Genomic DNA, 17,802 nt, shown 5'->3' on the forward strand with positions numbered 1-17,802 from the left:
TTTTGTTTAAAGTAGTAGATCTCTTTTATAATAATTGTAGATTTTATTATCGGATTAGTTGGAAGGATGAGTGATTAGTTACATTAAAAAGCCTTAATAATGAAATAAATAAATGGAATGATTTTTAATAATGGAAAATATTCTTCAAACTTCAGGAAGCAAAGATAATAGAACTTATGCTAATCATATTACTTATTTAGAATATTTGTTCTAAAAATAAATAAAATATTAAAATAGCCTCTTTGATTCCTTATTAAGTTATATTTTTGATCCATTAAATTTCAAACCATGAAAGCTACAGCTCGTTTATATATTGCCATGACCTTAGGAATGGCCGGAAATTTTACTTTCGGCCAGTATAATGTGGAAATAACCAAAGAAATTTCCCGGGTGGAATCAGGATTAATGCCCGTTACCCGTTTTGAAGGCAATCCCCTCTGGACCTTAGAGTCGCGGATGAAACATTATAATATTCCCGGATTAAGCATTGCTGTAATTAAAAACTCGAAAATAATCTGGAGTAAAGCGTATGGGGTGGCAGATGTAGAATCTAAAACTCCTGTAAACACAAAAACTTTGTTTCAGGCTGCCTCGATGAGCAAACCCGTGAGTGCCTACGCTGCACTAAAAGAAGTGGAGAACGGAAAAATAAATCCGGATGCTGATGTAAATTCTTATCTGACTTCCTGGAAGATTCCTGAAAACTCATTAACCCAAGAGAAAAAAATCGGGCTTTACAATATACTCAGCCATACTGCGGGCTTTACGGTACACGGATTTGGTGGTTATGAAGCAGGCAAATCACTTCCCACACTGATTCAGGTGCTGAAGGGAGAAGCTCCTGCCAATTCTTCTCCGGTTGTGGTTGACCAGCTTCCGGGAACTTCATTACGCTATTCCGGTGGTGGATATTCTGTGATGCAGCAGATGCTGATCGATATTGAAAGAAAAAGCTTTCCTGCCATCATGCAGGAAAAAGTGCTCGGACCTCTGGATATGAAAAACAGTACTTTTGCGCAACCTTTACCGGAAAATCAATCACAATGGGCAGCTACAGCCTATACTATGGGCGGAGAAAGAGTGAAGGGGAAGTATCATATCTATCCCGAAATGGCCGCAGCCGGATTATGGACGACCGCGGAAGATCTGTCTAAATTTGTAATTGATATTCAAAATACTTTAAGCAATAAAAGTCATAGAGTCATCAGTCAAAAAATGGCAGAAAAATTTACAACCTCTTTTATTGATCCGTCAGTAGGACTGGGTATTTTCCTGGAAAAAAAAGGAGAACAGGTTTATTTTAGTCATAACGGGTGGAATGAAGGCTTTTCCAGCAGATTTATTGGCAATAAGACCAACGGCGACGGAATTGTCGTTTTGATCAATACCAATAAACCTGAATTTATTGAAGAACTGATCAGGTCTGTAGCATTGGTCTACCAATGGCCGGATTACGTAGGGCCTGCCTTTAAGACATTACCCATGACGGAAGAAGATTTCAGCAACAGTGTAGGGAGATATCAGTTCAATCAGTATGGATTAAATAGAATTTACCGTAAAGATGGTAAACTTTGGTTGACAATTAATGATTTAGACGGACCCATGGAACTTTTGAAGGTTGGAAAAAATACATATGCTTCGGAAAACTGGAGTTTTACATCGGAAATTGTAAAAGATCCTCAAACCGGAAAATCTGAAATGGTCAATCTTTTACCGGACAAAACCATCCGGTCAAAAAACCCAAGGATGAGCGATGAAGAAAAAATACCTTTGGAAATGATTTTAGAAGGTAGTTTTGATCAGGGATTAGAAGCATTCCGTAGTGCAAAACGCAAAAATCCGGACCATTATTTTCTTTCGGAAGATTATCTGAACAATGCCGGGTATTCTTTACTTGGACAAAATAAACTGAACCAGTCGATAGATATTTTCAGAGTGAACAGCCTTTTATATCCGGATAGCCAGAATGTATATGACAGTTTAGGAGAAGCTTATCTGAAAGCAGGACAAAAGGATAAAGCCAGATATTATTATCAGAAAGCACTGGAGATCAATCCGGCCAATGCAGATGCCCTAAGGATTTTAAAAATATTACAATAAAAGCAATAGATTTCATTAGATAAATTTAAAAAAATGATTGATCATGTTGTTGAGAATATGGACGATTGAAGAAATTGAAACTGAAATTTTAAAAGCAAAAAAGGGAAGACAAAATTTTCCAAGAACCCTTGAATTCCCTTTTTCTGAACGCTATAAAAATATAGTAACCCAGATTAAAAGCACAGAAATTTCTTCTGAAACGATTATATATGATTCAGTGGAAGCTGCCAATGAAAATAAAGACTTTCATTGGCCGGATCATTGGTGTTTTGCAGAAAACGGGCAGGGTGACCGTTGGCTTTTGAATGGCAGTAACTTTGTGTTTTTTTATAACCACGATGATGATGAACGCTTAGAGCCTATGTACATCACTTTTGAACAATGGTTACAGATGGCCTTTGTTATCCGTCAGCTGGATGAATATTGTAATGAATCTGAAACTTTAGAAGAGTCTGTCAAACAAAGATTTTATGAAGTGTTACATACTATCCATCCTCGACTAAGTGAAAATTTTCCGTTTTCAGTATCATAAGTCTTTAAAGCTTGTAAAGTCTTCTGAAATGGACTATTTTTGAAGAAACAGCACATTTTAAAACCAAATACTATTTCTCTTTCATCCCGGAATACAGAATGGAACTTTTACAGAAGTTTTCTACGATAAAAAGAGGAAAGGCTACATTTGTTCAGAACGTAATAGATAAAATGATCATGAATTTAGAAGAACTGGAACAGAAATATAATTTTAAATATCCCGACCTCTACAAACGTCTGCATAATGATAATATGCTGGATTGGGGAGAATCCTGTCCGGATTGGTATCTGACCGCATTACCAACACTGAAGAAAAAACCACCTTTACTCTTATTCGGAAACGATATTGAAATCTGGAAGGATCAACAATTTGTTGAAGCCGCCATACAGGAGATGTCGGAGGAGGATGATTACAGAAACATTCATGAAAATTATAAATTTGTCCCGTTTGCCAAAAATGGAGCAGGGGATTTATATGTTTTTCAGTATGATTTGGAAGATAATGGTGAAGTGCCGGTAAGTTTTATTCCTCACGATGAAGAAGAAGGTGAGGTGCTGGCCAAGAACTTTCAGGATTTTATTTTTCGTCAGCTTCTGGAAGCTGTGACAGAAATTGATGAAGATTCTATGTTTTATGAAGAGGAAGAAGAAGAGCTGAAACAGAATTTATTCAGTCAGTTAAAAACTCACGAGCCTTACCTTAGTTCCGGACAGATAGAGATACTGCATACGATTTATCAGCGTGATATCTTCGAATATACTTACAAAGTTCCGAATGGACATATTTTCGAGGCAGAAGGATTGGTGACTTTTGATGAGGTGGACGATATTATAAACCGTGAAATGGCTTTTGATTATCAGAATAAGAAGTTTAATTATACGACATGCTGGATCAGTTAAGAGCTCATATTGAAAAAATTGTTCCCCTGGACGATCAGGAGTTTGAACTCATGACTGCTTTTTTTACGTATAAAAAGTTTAAAAAACATCAGTTTTTAACACAGGAAGGAGAACCTGTAACCTACAATTATTTTGTGGTGAAAGGTCTTTTAAAGCTCGTCTATACAGATGATATGGGAAAAGAACATATTGTAGCCTTTGCGATGGAAGACTGGTGGGAAACAGATTTTCCGGCCTTTTATCAGCAAACCAAGGCAACAATGTCACTGCTGGCAGTAGAGGATACCGAAGTATTATGCATTTCTCTGCAGGATTATAAAAAATTGTGTGCAGCCCTTCCCAAAATTGAACATTTTTTCCTGGAGAAAGCATATATGGGATTTATTGCTGCGCAACAACGTATCATTTCAACGATGACGACGGGAATTAAAGAAAGATACGAACAGCTGCTTCAAAAATATCCTTCTTTAATTCAACGGGTTCCTAAAACCCTTCTTGCTGCTTACCTCGGAGTTTCAAGAGAAACATTGAGCCGTTTATCCCTGTAAATAGTGACTCCAGTCACTCCATAATCGTGACCCGGATCACATGGGTTTGTTATCCCTGTTCTGCAACTTTGCAGTCTAATGTATAACAAATTCAATACAATGGAAAAAAGAACCATCAACCCATGGCAATGGCAAAATGAGCGAAGTTATTCTCAGGCTGTTGAAGTGAGAAATGTAGAAAGTACCTTATACTGTTCAGGGCAGGCGGCCATTGATCCTGACGGAACCTCAAGCGATAAGGATATGAAGTCTCAGCTGCAACAGGCTATTGCTAACCTTGAAGAAGTAGTCATTACTTCAGGATATGAATGCAAAGGAATTGTACGGCTCAATATCTATACAACCTCAACTCAGGAGCTGTGGCCTCATTTCCCGATTCTTCAGGAATGGATAAAAAACATCAGATGACACAGGCCGTCACCATGCTTGAAGTAAAAAGTTTATTTGAAACCTTAACGGTAGAATTGGAAGCAACGGTTGTAAAATAAACGGCAGATTCAATAGATAAAAAACCTCCAAATTCCTGGAGGTTTTTTTTATTGCTAAGAATAAATCGATTATTTTGATTTTTATTTAAATTGTTATTTTAACATAATTGCTTCAATATCTATTGTTTTTTAATTTATTAATAAGTAAATTTATTTTTTTTAATCATTTTTATTGTATTTATTGATTGGTTGTTGCTTATTTTTAATTTTTTATAAATAAATATTTTAATTTACAATAAATTAATTCAGTTTATAGTGAATTTTATTATATTTGTTAATACATAAATAATTATTTCAAGTCAAATGATGAGCATTATTGAAATAATTTAAGCAAAATGCATTTTTATTTTTATGAAATTTCACCAAATTTATTATTATGAAGAGAACTCTTACCTATTTTTTAATGCTTGTAACAGGCAATTTTTTTCTTTCGAACGCGCAAGTTGGTATTCAGACTTCTAACCCTCAGGGAGTCTTTAATATTGATGCAGCCAAAGACAATCCTGCTACCGGAGCACCTTCAGCTGCGCAACAGGCCAATGATGTAGCGGTTACCGCTACAGGAAACATGGGAATTGGTACCACAGTTCCCACCAACAAGCTTCATGTCAATGGTACCGATCCTTTACGTTTACAGGGGGTTGGCACCGGAAATACTACAACAGACCCTCTTGTGGTAATTGATGGTACCGGTGTGATAAAAAGTATTGGAACCTTAGGTGCTCTTTCTATTCCCAATCCTGCTGTATTCCGATTAGAAACTGCACAGGCCAATTTCTTACAGGCACAAGGTGCCGGGGGATCACAGGTCGTACCTATGTCTGTCGTTAAAAATAGTATTCCGGGAATGACTTATAATGCTGTTACAAGTACTATTACTTTTCCGGCAGGAACCTACCAGATTACTTTTGTTTATGAAGCAATTCATAATATAACAGGATGTACCATCAGTTCTTATTTTATAGATTTCCCTCTTAATGCTACGACTACCAGAATTCACAATACAGCGTCACATTCGGAAGGAGCACTTTCTAATCATGGTGGAACAATTACCTACGCCACAACTCTTCCTGCCAACAGGGCCTGGACGATCACTCTTGGAAGAGGGCAATCCGGTAACTGCGGAGGAGCAGGGATGAACCTGGCTGCTATTTCTACCCAATTACTGGTTTTCCGGATCGGAGATTAATTGTATTTAACTTTACTTATCAGGCATTTTCATATCTCATCTCAACGAGAAATTCTAATAACACAAATAGTATCAAAACACCGGCATCCGTCGGTGTTTTATGATATATCAATAGCATCGATTGTATTATTCTAAAGAGAAACCTTTTTCAGCATTATGGGTTTTCCTACATTTATACTGATTAATTTGTAATGATTACATCAATGAATATTCAACTTTTTTCAAAAAATGCGCTGGTAGGAGGAGCTACCCAGGGAATAGGTGCCGGAATTGCCATTGAGCTGGCAAAATGCGGAGCGAATGTTACCGTCATGTCCCGTAACGAAGCTAAGCTTAAGAACTTTACTGCTGAACTTCCCGTTATTCATCCGGAGCAGAAACACAAATACCTTGTGGTCGATTTTTCGGACTTTGACAACTATAAAAAAATTATAAAGGAGTACTTTGAAAGTCATCCGGTTGATATTCTGGTCAACAATACCAATGGCCCCGAACCTGGATTGGCAACAGAAAAAGATGTGGAGGATTATCAAAAAGCATTTGATCTTCTTTTTAAAACCGTGTGCGAAACTACTTTACTGGCCTTACCTCACATGATGGAACAGAATAACGGAAGAATTATCAACGTTTCTTCATTGTCAGTAAAAGAACCTATCAACAACCTGGCGTTGTCAAACTCCATCCGGTCAGCTGTAATGGCCTGGGCAAAAACTTTATCGAATGAAGTAGCAAAACATAATATTACCGTCAATAATATTTTAACCGGATATTTTGATACGGACCGCATCAAAAAATTAGTGAGTAATGAATCACAGCAGACAGGTACTTCCGAGGAAGATATCAGGAAAGCCAGAGAAAATAAAATTCCGATGAAGCGATTGGGAAAACCTGAAGAATACGGTCATCTGGTGGCCTTTCTGGCCTCAGAATATTCATCCTATCTTACAGGAGCAAGTATTCCGCTGGATGGTGGATTGAATAATACGTACTAAAAGATTCATTGTATTTAAAAGGCTCCCGAATTTCGCCGGGAGCTTTGTCATTTCTTGTACAATTAAGATATTTTATTGTCTTCATGTAATAACTCCGGTCCGTCAGTTGTCTTACGAGTACTATTGGAAAATATTATATGAAAAAATGGTCTTTTAAAAAATGGAACACTGTACTTGGGTGGTTCCTCTTTTTCATTGCTTTGATTACCTATTTCTCTACCATAGAACATTCACTGAGTTTCTGGGATTGTGGAGAGTATATTTCTTCGGCTGTAAAGCTTGAGGTTACGCATGCTCCGGGAGCTGCTTTGTTTCAGATTGTGGGTGCCGCAGCAAGTATCCTTGCGCTGGGAAACAGCGGCAATCATGCCATAGTGATTAATGCGATGTCAGCCCTTTTCAGTGCGTTGACTGTTGTCTTTTTGTTTTGGACGATCACTCATTTTTTAAGGAGGATTTTACATAAGGATTTTGAGGAGCTTACCCGGCAGCAGGAGATTTCAATTCTGTTGGCAGGAGTCATCGGTTCTTTATGCTTTACTTTTTCCGATACTTTCTGGTTCTCAGCAGTAGAAGGAGAGGTGTATTCCATGGCATCCCTGTTTATTGCTATTTTATTATGGCTGATTACCAAATGGGAAAATGAATATCAAGCGGTGGATAATGAAAGATGGATTATTTTAATTTTCTTTATCATCGGGCTTTCTGTAGGGGTGCATATGATGTGTATGCTGGCGATTCCTGCCGTATGTCTGGTGTATTATGCCCGTAAATATCAGTTTTCATGGAAGTCTTTTATGTGGGCCAATGTGATTACCCTTGGTATATTGGCACTGGTATTTAAAATAATTTTCCCTTTGATCATGACAATGTTCGGGAATCTGGAAATCTTCTTTGTGAACGGATTGGGACTGCCTTTTCATTCAGGAACCATGATGGCGTTTGTACTGATGGCTGTCATTTCCTTCCTTTTGATCAGATATGCGGGAAAAACCAAAAGAAATATTTATCAAACTGTCGTTTTATCAGTGGTATACATGATGATAGGTTTTTCGTGCTGGATGGTGATTCCTATCCGGGCTAATGCCAATCCGCCCATGAATCTTAATGATCCTGATACGGCAATCGGTATGAGAGATTATTACAATAGAGTGCAATATGGAGACTGGCCAACAATCTACGGACAGAATTATACTGCATCCCTTGATGCCAAAGGAATTGAGAAAAATGAAGACGGAAGTTATAAGACAGAGAAAACAGTGGATATGTACGAAAAGGATGAAAAAACGGGAACGTACAGAAAGACAGGAGAAAGCTTTAACTATATATTCAATAAATCTCACATAAGCTTTATGCCCAGGATGTTCAATGAAGATAAAGAGGTGATGGCTAATTATATTGCAATGTACGGAGCTCCTGATTTTACCTTCAATTATGATAACCAGGAAGTGGCGGATAATCCTGAGGCTCAAAAAATATTTAATGAATTAAGGGCAAAGTATGAAGATGATTCTATTACGGTAGCAGATTATCTTAAAGTAAAGCCCTACGATCTGATCAATGTCCAGAAACCTTCGTTCCGTCAGAATATGGATTATTTTATCTCATTCCAGAACGGATATTATTTTGTAAGGTACCTGATGTGGAACTTTGTCGGAAGGCAAAATGATCTTCAGGGCCATATGGAAAACACGCAAGGGAACTGGATTTCCGGATTTTCTTTTATTGATAACGCTTTGTGGGGAAACCAGGAAACTATGCCGTCTAAATTTAAAAACGAAAGTACGGTGAAATTCTTCTTCCTCCCTCTGATTCTGGGACTGATCGGATTCTTTTTCCAATTGAACAGGGATTTTGGAAGATTTTATGCTTTGCTTTCTCTTTTTATTGTAACCAGTGTAGGCATTGTTTTTTATACAGGGGTAAAACCTTTTGAAGTAAGAGAAAGGGATTACGCAATGGTGGGTTCATTTTATGCCTTTGCCATTTGGATCGGTTTGGGTGCAGGAGCCATCCTATGGTTTCTTCAGTCTACAATAAAATCAAATGCAGCCTCCGTCATTTTAGGGCTTGTGCTATTAGGAATTCCCTTTATGATGGGATTCCAGAATTATACTTCACATGACAGAAGCCGTAAGACTGCAGCGTATGATTATGCTTATTCAGTGCTGAAATCTTTACCAAAAAATGATATTATTTTTATTTATGGAGATAACGATACCTTTCCGGTGTGGGGAATCCAGGAGACAGAAAGATTCCGGGATGATGTAAAAACAGTTAATTTTACCTTACTGGCAATGCCCTGGAGTATCGATCAGGTAAAAAGGAGAACGTACAATGCACATGGCATTCCGGGAGAGCTGACCCATGAAGATTACAGAGATGGAATCAATGAGCAGGTGTATTTAATGAAAAAAGAAGATTGGGAAGGTCTTTTTGCAATGGTAAAAGATCAGGGAGCACCCGACACTTCTTTTCAGGACTTCAGGAAATTCCTGACGCAGGATTCTTTAACGCTGAAGGAAGCAATGGATTTTATAAAATTAAAATCTCCTGAGAAAGATGAGTTGCTGAAAATGTACTTCGGAGAAGAAAAATATGAAAGATTTAATATTCTTCCGGTCAGTAAATTTGTACTGCCTGTCAATAAAGAAAATGCTGTAAAGTCAGGGATCATCAGCAGAGCAGACCTTTCGAAGGCTGTAGATCATATCACCATTTCATACAAAGGAAACAGGTTTCTCAAAAATAACCTTATGATGATGGATATGTTGGCTAATTTTGACTGGAAACGTCCTGTCAGTTTTTCGTCCGGTGGCATGTATGAAGGTGAAAATACCTTTTACCTTGATGAATATCTGCAATTCGACGGTTTCAGCTACAGGCTCGTTCCCATCCATACTCCTCAGGCTCCGGACGGTGACAGGGGAAGGGTAGATGCAAACTCCCTTTATCAGATCGTTAAAAATTTCAGATGGGGCAATTTTAAGGATCAGACTATTTACTATGATGAAACGGCAACATCCAATATCATAGGCTACAGGATGTCTGCGAGCAGAGCTGCTTCAGCATTGGTTGCCAACGGACAGAAAGATAAAGCTGTTGAATTGCTGGATCTTGTGGACAGAGAAATTCCTGCTGAAAAATACAACGATCCGCGCTCATTAAGCATGATTGTTTCCGGATATATTCTGGCGGGTAAGGAGCAAAAGGGGCTTCAGCTGGCAGAAGTTCTTAAAAAGAGATTTTTAAAGAATATGATTATTATATAATGCTTTCACCTCAATATCAGAAGGCTGCCCGAAAACAGATAAGAACATTACCTATGGAATATGCCCTGGTTGTTTCCGCTGTTACTGACTCATATAATAAACTGAATCAAAAAGAGAAAGCCTATACGTATCTTGTGCAATCCATAGAACCGATCGATAAAAAATTCAATGTTTTTGTGAAAGGCCTCCAGCAGATGGGAAAAGAGAAAGCCATGGAAGAATCTGAAAATGTGCAGAAAATTGCACCTTTTTATCAGTATTTATTTGATATTATGGAGCCTTTTGATTCTACCTATTCAAGGCAGAAAGAAAATGAGATCACAACCGCCATTATAAAAGCTACACAATGATGGAGTAGTGTTTGTATTAAAAATAAAAAGGTCTTCAGGTATTTGTCTGAAGACCTTTTTCGTATACATCATTTCCAGAATTCATCATCATAAGTATCCGTTTCTTCGGTATGAATGTGGCTGAGCTCTTTTCCGATCCTGCTTAAAGTTTCATGACTTAGTTTTTCCTCCAAATGAGGAAACCAATGGCGTTCTTCAAAACGGATGTGCTGATCAAGAAGATCTGCAAAATCTGAAAAGAGGTTCAGGTCTTCCGAGCTTTCAATCTGAGAAACCAATACTTTCAGTTGGGTATGTTCCGATTGGATCCGGGAAGAGTATTCGTCTTTCAGATAGGGAAAGAGAATTTGCTCTTCCTCCCTGAAATGCTCTTCCAGATGGTTTTTCCAAAAGTAAACGATATAATTTTTAATCCTGTCCGGTTTTACTTTGTTCCTGATTCCCTGCCTGATTTTCCAGCTGCAAAGCAACCCGAAGTGGTGATCACGGGAAAGCAGGACTATATTTTCGTTGCGTTTCATGATTTTATGATTTAAAAATTAAAATAGCAAAGCTTTTGAAGAATCAGTAAACCTTACAGCTTCTGAAAATCTGTAAGGCTTACAATGATGGGTTACCGTTTTTCTTTTAAAGACCATCCCAACTTCAGTCCGATGATAAAGATGACCAGAAGTAATTCTCCGGCGGCTAGTAAAATATCTCCCGGTACCCGCATCCATCTTAAGAAATGCATAATGTCTGTTTGCATAAATTCAGCAGAACGCGCGTACCAATATCCTTCTTTAATAGAGGCAACAGATTGCATAATGCCTATGGGAAGAAGGCTTATAGTGACCATCACCAGTAAACCGATATTAATAAGCCAGAAAGCCCATCCGATAAGTCTGTCATTCCATTGACGGTCAGGATATAATCCCCTTAAAACAAACAGCATCAGTCCGATTCCTAAAATGCCATAGACCCCGAATAAAGCGGCATGGCCATGCACAGCAGTAGTGTTCAGTCCCTGAATATAATATAAGGCAATAGGAGGGTTGATGGCAAATCCGAAGATTCCTGCACCCAGAAAATTCCAGAAACACATTGCAATAAAGCAGTAAATGGGCCATTTATATGCCTGAATCCATTTTGTAGATTTACTAAGCTGATAATTCTGGTAAGCCTCATATCCAATCAAAACAAGCGGAACAATTTCCAACGCACTGAAGGTTGCACCCAATGCCAGTACAGCGGTGGGGGTGGCGCTGAAATACAAATGATGGAACGTTCCTAAAATACCTCCGCCCAGAAAAATGATCGTAGAGAAAAGAACAGCATGCGTAGCCGATTTTAATCTTAATAATCCTAATCTGGTAAATAAGAAGGCTGCCACTACCGTTGCAAAAACTTCAAAGAAGCCCTCTACCCAAAGGTGAACAACCCACCATCTCCAGTATTCAGCAATCGCCATGTGTGTTTGTCTTCCATACATCAGGCCTGCGCCGTAAAACATCGCAATAGCAACGGAAGAAAGTGTGAACAGGAGAAGTAAATGACGGTCACCATCTCTGCGCTTTAAAGCAGGAAGAAGAGCTCTGACCATTAAAACCAGCCAGATAACCAGTCCGATAAGCAATAGAATCTGCCAGATTCTCCCCAGTTCCACATATTCATATCCCTGATGTCCCCAAAGGAAATTGTCTACAAGTCCCAGCTTTTGCATTACACCCAGCCACTGGCCCGTCAAAGATCCTAAGACAACAATCAATAAGGCACCGAATAATATATTGACACCGAGCTTCTGGTATTTCGGCTCATATCCTGACACTGCAGGGGCAATGTATAAACCTGTTGCCAGCCATGAAGTGGCGATCCAGAATATAGCCAGCTGCACGTGCCAGCTTCGGGAAACCGATTGCGGAAGAAACTCATCCAAAGGAATTCCGTAAAACCCGCTTCCTTCCACTCCGTAATGTGCCGTGACCACACCGGCCATCATCTGAACCAGGATCAGTAAAGCAACGACCCAGACGTATTTCAGAGTCGCTTTCATCGAAGGAGTAGGTTTCATATTCCGTAACGGGTCTTCAAGGGGAAGTACCTCACTGATTTCTTCTTCTTTATTTCTTGCATGGTAAAAAACCAGAAGGCCAACGCTGGCAAGCAGCAAAAGTATACTGAATCCGGACCATATGTGAAGAGACGGAGGCGGAACATTACCGACAGATTCATCATGAGGCCAGTTATTGGTATAGGTTACATCATCCCCCGGCCGTTCTGTACTACATACCCAGGTGCTCCACGCAAAAAATGCATTCATTTTAACCATCCTTTCCGGATCTTTAATCGTATTCCCGGGAATTGCATACTGATCACGAAGTTCAGCCATGGATGGATCATTCATGAAGAGTTTTGCGTAATATTGAGACAGCTGCTTCTGTACTTCGGCCCTTTCAGGGGAAAACACGATTTCATTATTGCTTTCATTGAAAGTATTGGTACGAAGCTCTCTTTTCAGCAGTACCTGATATTTTGCCTGTTCTTCATCGGGAAGATCCCGGTATATCTTACCCTCTTTTTTGCCAGTTCCTGAAGCAGAAGAACAGATTCGCGGTGGAGGTAATCTGCAGTCCAGTCAGGTGCAATATAGGCGCCGTGGCCCCATATACTTCCTACGGTTTGCCCTCCGATCGATTGCCATACATTCTGGCCATCTTTTATATCCTGTCCGGTAGCAAGCAGAGTACCGTCAGTACTTACGATTTTTGCGGGGATAGGAGGAACTTTTCTGTAGATTTCAGTGCCATAGAATATAAGGACTGCAAAAGAGCCGATCATGACTACTGCCAGCCATATCCAAAGTTTTTTAGGTGTCATTCTGATCATTTTTTAGGATTCAACAGCCAATTCTTTTTCCAGTCGGATCGCTTTTGGGAACAGGATATTATTCTCAAGATGAATGTGTTTGTGAAGGTCATTTTCAAAATCCTGAAGCATGGCAAAAGCAACTTTGTAGGTGTTGCAGGCGTCTGCAGGAGGAAGATATTCATTGGTGATTTCTGCAATTTTTCTGAAGCGGTCTCCTTCTACGGTATGATCATGTTCCATCATATGAACCGGATTTTCCACTGTTCCGAAAACCGGATGCGGCAAGGGTTGTCCTGATATTTTTGCCGTCACCATATTTTTAATGAAAGGAAACAGGATGAGTTCTTCTTTTTTCATATGGGCAGCCAGATCACGGGCAGATTCATCAAATAAATTTTTAACTTCAAATAATTCAGGATGCCTGCCTCCGTGAACTTTACACAATTTATCCAGAAAAGCCTGTAAAACAGAGGTTTTTTCTTCCACATAACGGTGATGTGTTTTCTCGATATAATCTGTCAGCAGATCCAGCGGCCAGCTGTTGAAGTCTATGAAAGAGCCTTCGTTTTTCGGAAGGGCTTCCAGTTCTTCATAGATTTTTTCAGGATCGGTTTTTTTGTTGTGGCATGCCTCTTCTATTGTTCTTCCGCCTTTACAGCAGAAATCTATACCATGTTTCTTAAAAATAGCAGCGGATCTGAAATCTTCAGCTACCATATTTCCGATAAAGTCTGTTTTTGTGTTCATAATATAATACTTTTTTGTCTTTTATTATTTTAAATTTTTTTATTTACTTTTTAAGTGAAAGAATATATTTTACCATTTGTTGAGCATCGTCTTTACTTAATCCTTCGTGAGGAGTCATGGGAATATCACCCCAATTTCCTTTTCCTCCTTCAATAATTTTTTGTGCCAGCCGTTCAATATCTGCCTTTGTATATTTTGAAGCTACATCCTGATAAGAAGGTCCGATTAATTTGGAATCTATTTTATGACAGGCAAGACAGTCGGCTCCTTCGATGAGCTTGAAACCCGGATCATTAGAAGCATTTGTCGTAACAATAGGCTCAAGAAGAGGAGCGGGTTGTTTGACAGGTTGCTCTGTAGAAGGTAGCGGGATGGGAATAGGTGTTGTTTCATTTTTGCCGGAACATGATAAAGCCATCGTCAATACTCCCAATATCATTGCTGTATTTATAAGTTGTGTTTTCATAAGGAATGCAGTTAATGAGTTATATTTTTCGTGTAAGAATGGTTATTTTCAGTATCCGCTATATGTTTTTTGAATTGTGAAATAATAGCAATGAGCACGAGAGCAGTCTTTGCTGATTCTGCATAAATAAAATAATCATGAACGGGAGTGGGCGGCAGAGCCCTGCCTGAGGAAAGCAAATCAACCCGGTTACCAAGTACGGGCAGCATCCAATACTGTTGTAACGAAAGGAGAATCAGGAATACAATAATGATCAGAAAATCAAATTTTGTATAATTTTTATAGCTGATCATCATAAAAGCTAATATTAAAAACAAAAAGAGGTTCTGTATTTTTGTAGAAACTCCGAACATCAGTTTTCCCAGTCCCAAAGCTGTTGTAAGGGCCATTCCCTGCACCTGAAATTTCAACGGTGTTTCTAAAAAACTAACCGTCATCAACATCCCGGCCATGAGGCTTAGCAAGCAAAGGACAATAGGATTTTTGAGAGATAATTTCATTTTTATTTATTTAATATATTAAGACCTTTTTATCTTTTATTTGATCAAATTTTTTTAACGCTTCAAATAGGTCAGCTGTAAATCAAGATTATCGACAAATTCCTGAATTTTTGAATTTTCCAACATTTCACGAAGATTATCCCTGATGCTTTTAAACTGATCATGAAGAGGGCACGGGTGGGTTTCAGAGCATTGTTCCAGCCCCAGGCCGCAACCTGAAAATAATTTGTCCCCGTCAACTTCCCTTACAATGTCAGCAATCGATACATTCAGATTGTTCTGATCCATATAAAATCCGCCATTGGGCCCTTTAGCAGACTGTACAAATCCTTTTCTGCTTAAATCCTGTAAAATTTTTGCAATGAAATATTCAGGAGAGCTGATACTTTTTGAAATGTCTTTGATTCCCACTCTGCTGCCGTTTTTAGATTGCTGGGCGATATAAATCAAGGCTCTTAACGCGTATTCGCAAGTTTTGGAAAACATTTTCTATTTATTTAACATGACAAATATATAAACTTTTTTTTAATAAAAGATAAAAAACTCTTTTATTTTTTTTGATCTTTGATAAACGTCATATAATAGTTCTGTTCACTGATTTAGTTAACACCGCTATTCTTAAATGCCTTACTGCTTTTCCTCAGATCTGATGGCCTCGACTGGGTAAACTGGCTAAAGGTATCACTGAAAGCACTGATAGAACTATATCCTACGTCATCAGCAATTTCATTGATTGATTTGTCTGTATTTAACAATAGTTCAATAGCTTTTATAATTCTCAATGTTTTTAAATACTGGAGGAAAGAAATATCCATATCAGATTTGAATAAACGGGACAGGGACCTTTCACTTAAACCGAACCTGGCGCTTACATTAGCCAGTGTGTGGATCTCTCCGATATTCCATTCCAGATAAGATACGATTTTCATCATCTGCTTATTGTGGGTGGCAGGAAGAATAATTGGCAGAGGTTGTTGGTGGGTTTTGGGAAGAATTTTCTTTAAAGCAACTAAAAATTCAAAATTTTCATCTTCTGCAGTCACATGTTTTTCATCCCATATTTCTGTATATTTTATCATTTGAATGAGGAGTTCTGAGGCAGGATAAATTCCGAGTCTGCTGTAAAACGGGTCAGAAATATCATCATATGCATAGAAATACAAAGACCTAAGGACGGTTGCAGAATGACCTATTTCCAGAATATGCTCCATTCCCTGTGGAATCCAGAAAAAATGCCTGGCAGGAACTACATAGGTTCGGTTATCAATCGTAATATAAGCGATACCGCCTTCTACATAGCTTAGCTGCCCCTTCGTATGCTTATGAAAAGGAATGAGTTTTTCTGATTTTTCGTGCATGACAAAGACACTTTTATCATGCTGGTCAATATGTGGAAGTGCAGCAATTAATCCCATACAATCATTAAAAATATTACCGGATTGCAAAGATAATCATTTGGCCGGAATCATGTAAAACTTGACTATTTTAGATAAATATATTTTCGGGATTGAGGATAAATTTGCAGTGCAATAATTCGAAAAATTCAGATGAAAATTTATCTCACCGGACTGCTGCTGCTGGGCACAACCTATAGCATATCAGCTCAGACAGGCAGTCTCCGAAATGATACCATTCGACTCTCCCTAAAAGACGCATGGCAAAGAGCTGAAGAAAACAGCCGTCATATTAAAATCAAAATATTCAGTGCAGACATCGCAGAAGCCGAAGTAAAAGACGCAAAAAGGGAAAGACTGCCGGAAATCGGTGTGAAAGGATCCATAGAGAAAGCTTCCAATATCCCGATTTATGAAAACGGAATTTTTTCCAAGCCGGTACAGCACGAGGTCATCCACACCCTTTACAGAGCAGGAGCAGATTTTTACCTGAATATTTATGAAGGGAATAAATTAAATCTTAAAATCAAAGAAAACCAGACCCTGGAAAAAATTAAGACCATTCAAAAAGAGCAATCGGTTTCGGACATTCACTACAAAACAGCAAGCCTATATCTTGAATTGCAGAAAACTTTAATTTTCAGGAACCTTATTCAACAGGATATTGCCGATCAGAAAACGCAGCTCAAGGAAATACAGGCTTTATATAAAAATGGGGTAGTCCTGAAGACCGATGTTTTGAGGGTGGAACTTGAACTTTCTAAACGGAAAATGGCACTGACCACCATTGAAAATGATATTCTCATCGCCATGCAGAAACTGAATATTATCCTGGGGATTCCGGATGATGAAATCGTTATTCCCGAAGCTCCTTATGATCAGTGGGATGAGAATATAACCTATAAAGACTATCTTAAACTGGCTTTGGAACATTCTTTCGATTACCATGTTTCTGAGCAGCAGACCGCGTTGAGTAAAATCAAACTGAAACAGGTGAAGGCAAATGTAAGTCCTAAAATCGGCTTATATGGTGAATTTTACTATGCCAATCCACAAATCTTCCTGTATCCTTATAATCCGGATTGGTATTCGCTGGGAATCGTGGGACTGAAAGCTTCCTTTTCTATATCCTCACTGTATCACAATACTCAAAAAGTAAAAGCTGCTGCTTTAGAGTTTGAAAAAGAAGAAGAAACTCATAAAGATACTGAGGATAAAGTGAGACAACAGGTGAAGGAAGCGTATCTGCGATACCGCGAAGCACTTGAGCAGATTAAAGTTGCGGAAACCAATGTAGCCCAGGCTAAAGAAAATGCCCGCATCACAAAAAATACCTACTTCAGCCAGACTTCTTTGATTACCGATTTATTGGATGCTGATATACAGCTTCTCCAGACAAAATTTGAATTGGAAGCCGCCAGGATCATGGCTCAAAACAACTATTATTTATTACAGAACATAACAGGTACTTTATAAAA

The 17,802-nt window shown here is 38.6% G+C and carries 13 protein-coding genes and 3 pseudogenes; 9 read left to right on the top strand and 7 right to left on the bottom strand.

Features of this window, described 5'->3' with window-relative positions; all coding sequences use genetic code 11:
• Positions 1-288 precede the first annotated feature (288 nt).
• The 8 genes and pseudogenes from H3Z85_16195 to H3Z85_16230 all read left to right on the top strand — a co-directional run bounded on the left by H3Z85_16195 (position 289) and on the right by H3Z85_16230 (position 10,370).
• Positions 289-2,100, top strand: coding sequence for a serine hydrolase (locus H3Z85_16195; GenBank protein QPQ50909.1), 1,812 nt, complete (start codon positions 289-291; stop codon positions 2,098-2,100).
• A 43-nt stretch (positions 2,101-2,143) separates the two neighbouring features.
• Positions 2,144-2,632 carry an SMI1/KNR4 family protein gene (locus H3Z85_16200; protein ID QPQ50910.1) on the top strand — a complete coding sequence of 163 codons (489 nt, stop codon included), beginning with the start codon at positions 2,144-2,146 and terminating at the stop codon, positions 2,630-2,632.
• Between the two features lie 176 nt (positions 2,633-2,808).
• Positions 2,809-3,531 carry an SMI1/KNR4 family protein gene (locus H3Z85_16205; GenBank protein ID QPQ53922.1) on the top strand — a complete coding sequence of 241 codons (723 nt, stop codon included), beginning with the start codon at positions 2,809-2,811 and terminating at the stop codon, positions 3,529-3,531.
• Positions 3,516-4,079 carry a Crp/Fnr family transcriptional regulator gene (locus H3Z85_16210; GenBank protein QPQ50911.1) on the top strand — a complete coding sequence of 188 codons (564 nt, stop codon included), beginning with the start codon at positions 3,516-3,518 and terminating at the stop codon, positions 4,077-4,079. The genes H3Z85_16205 and H3Z85_16210 overlap by 16 nt, the downstream gene beginning before the upstream one ends.
• A 99-nt stretch (positions 4,080-4,178) precedes the next feature.
• Positions 4,179-4,567, top strand: a pseudogene (locus H3Z85_16215) (RidA family protein).
• Between the two features lie 376 nt (positions 4,568-4,943).
• Entirely contained in the window at positions 4,944-5,756 is an 813-nt protein-coding gene (locus H3Z85_16220; protein QPQ50912.1) for a hypothetical protein, read from the top strand.
• A 203-nt stretch (positions 5,757-5,959) separates the two neighbouring features.
• The gene (locus H3Z85_16225) at positions 5,960-6,748 is read left to right on the top strand and encodes an SDR family oxidoreductase (protein ID QPQ50913.1); all 789 of its coding nucleotides are present in this window, start codon (positions 5,960-5,962) and stop codon (positions 6,746-6,748) included.
• Positions 6,749-6,885: 137 nt separating this feature from the next.
• Positions 6,886-10,370: pseudogene (locus H3Z85_16230) on the top strand (DUF2723 domain-containing protein).
• Between the two features lie 68 nt (positions 10,371-10,438).
• On the opposite strand, the gene H3Z85_16235 reads toward H3Z85_16230, so the two are convergent.
• From H3Z85_16235 to H3Z85_16265, 7 genes and pseudogenes are all read right to left on the bottom strand, one after another.
• Complete coding sequence (locus H3Z85_16235; GenBank protein QPQ50914.1) at positions 10,439-10,891, bottom strand: hemerythrin domain-containing protein; 453 nt, start codon at positions 10,889-10,891, stop codon at positions 10,439-10,441.
• Positions 10,892-10,983: 92 nt separating this feature from the next.
• Positions 10,984-13,226 (bottom strand): annotated as a pseudogene (locus H3Z85_16240) (nitric-oxide reductase large subunit).
• A gap of 12 nt (positions 13,227-13,238) precedes the next feature.
• Positions 13,239-13,964, bottom strand: coding sequence for an iron-sulfur cluster repair di-iron protein (gene ric, locus H3Z85_16245; GenBank protein ID QPQ50915.1), 726 nt, complete (start codon positions 13,962-13,964; stop codon positions 13,239-13,241).
• A 43-nt stretch (positions 13,965-14,007) separates the two neighbouring features.
• Positions 14,008-14,430 carry a c-type cytochrome gene (locus tag H3Z85_16250; protein QPQ50916.1) on the bottom strand — a complete coding sequence of 141 codons (423 nt, stop codon included), beginning with the start codon at positions 14,428-14,430 and terminating at the stop codon, positions 14,008-14,010.
• A gap of 11 nt (positions 14,431-14,441) precedes the next feature.
• Positions 14,442-14,870 carry a hypothetical protein gene (locus H3Z85_16255; protein ID QPQ53923.1) on the bottom strand — a complete coding sequence of 143 codons (429 nt, stop codon included), beginning with the start codon at positions 14,868-14,870 and terminating at the stop codon, positions 14,442-14,444.
• A gap of 114 nt (positions 14,871-14,984) precedes the next feature.
• On the bottom strand, positions 14,985-15,416 hold the full coding sequence (locus tag H3Z85_16260) for an Rrf2 family transcriptional regulator (protein ID QPQ50917.1): 432 nt from the start codon (positions 15,414-15,416) through the stop codon (positions 14,985-14,987).
• Positions 15,417-15,529: 113 nt separating this feature from the next.
• On the bottom strand, positions 15,530-16,345 hold the full coding sequence (locus tag H3Z85_16265) for a helix-turn-helix transcriptional regulator (GenBank protein QPQ50918.1): 816 nt from the start codon (positions 16,343-16,345) through the stop codon (positions 15,530-15,532).
• Between the two features lie 132 nt (positions 16,346-16,477).
• On the opposite strand from H3Z85_16265, the gene H3Z85_16270 reads away from it, so the two are divergent.
• Complete coding sequence (locus tag H3Z85_16270; GenBank protein QPQ50919.1) at positions 16,478-17,800, top strand: TolC family protein; 1,323 nt, start codon at positions 16,478-16,480, stop codon at positions 17,798-17,800.
• Positions 17,801-17,802: the final 2 nt, after the last annotated feature.

This window comes from Chryseobacterium indologenes, assembly GCA_016025055.1.
Lineage (GTDB): Bacteria > Bacteroidota > Bacteroidia > Flavobacteriales > Weeksellaceae > Chryseobacterium > Chryseobacterium indologenes.